This window comes from Microbacterium sp. Leaf351 (assembly GCF_001423825.1).
In the GTDB taxonomy this organism is placed as follows: domain Bacteria; phylum Actinomycetota; class Actinomycetes; order Actinomycetales; family Microbacteriaceae; genus Microbacterium; species Microbacterium ginsengisoli.
Window position 1 is genome coordinate 157,194 of the sequence record NZ_LMPK01000015.1, and the last position, 3,582, is coordinate 160,775.

Here is a 3,582-nt window from a genome sequence, read left to right on the forward strand (position 1 = left end):
TCACGCCGCCGAAGGGGATGCGGGGATCGACGCCTCCGTGCGAGTTGATCCACACGGTGCCTGCCTCCACGTGCGCGGCGACCGCGCGCGCCTCGTCGCGGTCGCCCCACACCGAGGCGCCGAGGCCCACGTCGAGTCCGTTCGCGCGGGAGATCGCATCGTCGACGTCGTAGTAGCGGATGATCGGCAGCACCGGACCGAACTGCTCCTCGTCGACGATCGCGACACCGTCGGTGACGTCTGCGATGAGAGTGATCGGGTAGAACAGCTCACCCAAGTGCACGGCCGGCGTGCCGCCGGTGACGAGACGTCCCCCGTGTGCGACGGCGTCGTCGACCAGACGCGCGACGATCGCGAACTGCGCCGCGTTCTGGAGCGGACCGAGCACGTTCGCCTCCTCGAGCCCGTGCCCCATGGGCGTCGCCTCGGCGACCTTCGCAAGCTCGGCGACGACCTCGTCGTAGACCGAGTCGTGCACGTACAGGCGCTTGAGCGCGGCGCACGTCTGGCCGGTGTTGATGAACGCACCCCAGAAGATGTCCGGCGCGATGGCCGCGGCATCCGCCCCCGGCAGCACGATGCCCGCATCATTGCCGCCGAGCTCGAGCGTGAGACGGGCGAGGTTGTGCGCGGATGCCTCGACGATGCGTCGGCCGGTGGCGGTCGAGCCCGTGAACATCACCTTGTCGATGTCGGGATGCGCGGCGAGCGCCGCACCGACTTCGCGGTCACCGGGCACCCCGATCAGGACGTCGGCCGGCAGCACGTCGTTGAGCACCGAGAGCAGGGCGAGCACGCTCAGCGGCGTGTACTCGCTGGGCTTCACCACCACGGTGTTGCCCATGCGCAGCGACCCGGCGATCTGCCAGACAGTGATCATGATCGGCCAGTTCCACGGGCCGATCGCGGCGACGACGCCGAGGGCCCGGTAGTGCAGCTCGGCGTGGGTCCGGCCGTCGTCGACGATCACCTGCGCCTCGAGCGGGGTGTCGGCGGCCGCACGCAGCCACGCGGCGGCGGCGCCGACCTCGAACCGCGCGTTGGGCCCGTTGAGCGGCTTTCCCTGCTCGCGCGACAGCAGCCGGGCGAGCGCCTCGGCATGAGCATCGACGGCATCGGCGGCGCGATGCAGCAGCTGGGCGCGCTCCTCGTGGCCGCGCGCCTCCCAGGCGGACTGTGCGGCGCGGGCGGCCGCGATCGCAGCGTTCAGGTCTGCGACGGTCAGCTCGGGGGTGCGGGCGATCGGGCGGCGCGTCGCGGCATCCACGATCTCGCGCCCCTCGCCGGGGGCGGCCTCGATACGGGTGATGAGCACGTTGTCGTCAACGGGGGTGACAGAAGCGGACACCGGCGTCTCCTTCTCTAGGCGGCGTGAGCCGAGGCGTCCCGCCATCGTGACGCGTCAGCGCCCTCGCTCTCTTGTCCGCGAGCGCGGCCCCCATGCCCGTCAGTGAAGAGCCGCGGGGACCGGGACAGACCCTGCCCCGCGCACCATCGGACGCACAGATCCTGCGCGGGCGAGCGCGATCACGAGAACGATGCTGGTCAACAGCAGGCACTCCCGCAGAGCAGCCGCCCACGGCCAGAACGGCCACAGTGCGGAGAGGAGAAACTCGCCGAGTCCTGGCCCTGCCGCGAGTACGGGCAAGCCGACGGCGAGCGCCACGACCCTCGTGCGCACCCCCGCACGGGAGAGCACGACGACGGCGGCGGGAAGGATGTATACCCAGTGATGGATCCAGCTGATCGGCGAGACCATCGGGGCGACGAGCCCGACGATGAGCACCGCCTCGATCGCCGCGCCGCGCCGATAGGCGCGAGCGGCGAGCATCAGTCCCCCCAGCGCGACCACAGCCGCGACGGCGCTGCCGACGACCGGAGCAGCGCCCGCGGCGGCGAGCACACCGGGCACGGAGTTGTTGCCGTAGCTGGCGAAGCCACCTCCCGTGAAGTCCACGCGACTCGAGAGCTGCCAGATGACCGAGGTCCAGAAGCGCGCACTCACCGCGGGCAGCAGGGCGAACGCGAGCGCCGTCGCCGAGAGGAAGCCGACGAGCGCCCATCCCGCACGTCGCCACTGCCGCGTGACGAGCAGATGCGCGATGAACAGGCCCGGGGTCAGTTTGATCGCGGCGGCGACGCCGACGAACAGACCGACCGGAACGCGGCCAGCGCCACGCGAGTCGGACCGGGTGAGGTCCCACAGCACCAGCGCCATGAGGGGCAGGTTGATCTGTCCGAAGGAGAGGTGCTGGGTGACCATCGTCGTGGATGCCGCGGCCACGACGAGCGACGTCATGACGACCGGACGCCCATGCCACCGTTCCGGGGCGAACCGCCAGACCGCCCACGCCACGACGGCCATGCTGGCGATGCTCCACAGCACGTAAGCGGTACGTGTGTCGAAGAGCACGGTGGGCACGAGACTCAGAACCGCGAACGGCGTGTAGGTGAAGGGCATGCCGCCTTCCGGCATCATCGGGCCCTGCAGGTTGCCCGCGTACGGGTCGCCGCCCGCGAGCATCAGCTGGGCACCATACCGGTAGACGAGGAAGTCCACGGGATTCACCTGGGTGATCCACGTGATCGTGATCCAGGTGCACGCCGCAGCCGCGAGGGCGACCGCGGCCATCGACAGACGTCGCGCAGTTCTCATGCACCGATCGTGGGGGCCGTGGTCTGAGCGACGCTGACTGCGCCTGACAGGGCCGTCAGCCTCGCGGGCGACGCCGGCCACGCAGCGATGGCACCCCCACATAATGGGGACATGCGGGTGCTGATCGCCGAGAACGAGGTCGACCTCGCCGCGGCGGTTCGCGCGGGACTGGTCGCCGAAGGGTTCTCCGTCGACGTCGTCCACGACGGGCTCGCCGCCTACCAGCGCATTGCGGAAGGCGAGTACGACGTGGTCATCCTCGACCTGATGATGCCGCACCTGTCGGGCTATCGCGTGATCGAGCGGGCACGCTCCCGCGGCATCGAGACGCCGATCCTCGTGCTCACCGCGAAGACGGGCGTGTACGACCAGACCGAGGCGCTCGACGCGGGCGCGGACGACTATGTGACGAAGCCGTTCCCGTTTGCGGTGCTCGTCGCGCGCGTGCGGGCGCTCGTGCGCCGCACGCCGGCCTCGACGACGGTGACGGTCGGCGAGCTCGAGCTCGACCGGCTGAGCCGAAGTGTCACGCGGGCGGGACGGGTGATCGATCTCACCTCGATCGAGTTCGCGGTGCTCGAGGCGCTCGTGCTCGCGGCGGGGCTCCCGGTGTCGAAGGCGGATCTTCTGCGCGAGGTCTGGGACGGCACCGGCACGGCGAATCAGATCGAGGCGCACGTCCACCGCCTGCGCACGAAAGTCGACGCCCCGTTCGAGCACCGCATGGTTCAGACGGTGCGGCACGTCGGCTACCGCCTGGTGCCGGAGGCGCCGCATGGCGCGTAGGCGACCGCGTGTCGGCTTCACCCGCATCCGCATCGTCTCGGCCGTGGTCGCCGTCACGGCTGCCGTGCTCATCCCGGTGGCTCTGGTCGGATACCGGGCCCTGACGAGCGCCCAGCAGCAGAGCGTCGACGCGACGGCGG

General features: G+C 70.6%; 2 protein-coding genes and 1 pseudogene. 1 reads left to right on the plus strand and 2 read right to left on the minus strand.

The genetic code is table 11. The features are described from left to right. Together ASG00_RS14435 and ASG00_RS06425 are read right to left on the minus strand one after the other, a co-directional pair. Positions 1-1,393: pseudogene (locus ASG00_RS14435) on the minus strand (aldehyde dehydrogenase family protein); the annotation flags it as partial. A 54-nt stretch (positions 1,394-1,447) separates the two neighbouring features. Continuing rightward, positions 1,448-2,656, minus strand: a complete 1,209-nt coding sequence (locus ASG00_RS06425) for a glycosyltransferase family 87 protein (RefSeq protein ID WP_162237856.1) — start codon at positions 2,654-2,656, stop codon at positions 1,448-1,450. Between the two features lie 111 nt (positions 2,657-2,767). On the opposite strand from ASG00_RS06425, the gene ASG00_RS06430 reads away from it, so the two are divergent. Then, positions 2,768-3,442, plus strand: coding sequence for a response regulator transcription factor (locus ASG00_RS06430; protein WP_056207678.1), 675 nt, complete (start codon positions 2,768-2,770; stop codon positions 3,440-3,442). Positions 3,443-3,582 lie beyond the last annotated feature (140 nt).

Bases quoted from the DNA above. Each gene is read 5' to 3' on its own strand.
- ASG00_RS06425 (WP_162237856.1), bottom strand. From the start codon at position 2,656: ATGAGAACTGCGCGACGTCTGTCGATGGCCGCGGTCGCCCTCGCGGCT.
- ASG00_RS06430 (WP_056207678.1), top strand. From the start codon at position 2,768: ATGCGGGTGCTGATCGCCGAGAACGAGGTCGACCTCGCCGCGGCGGTT.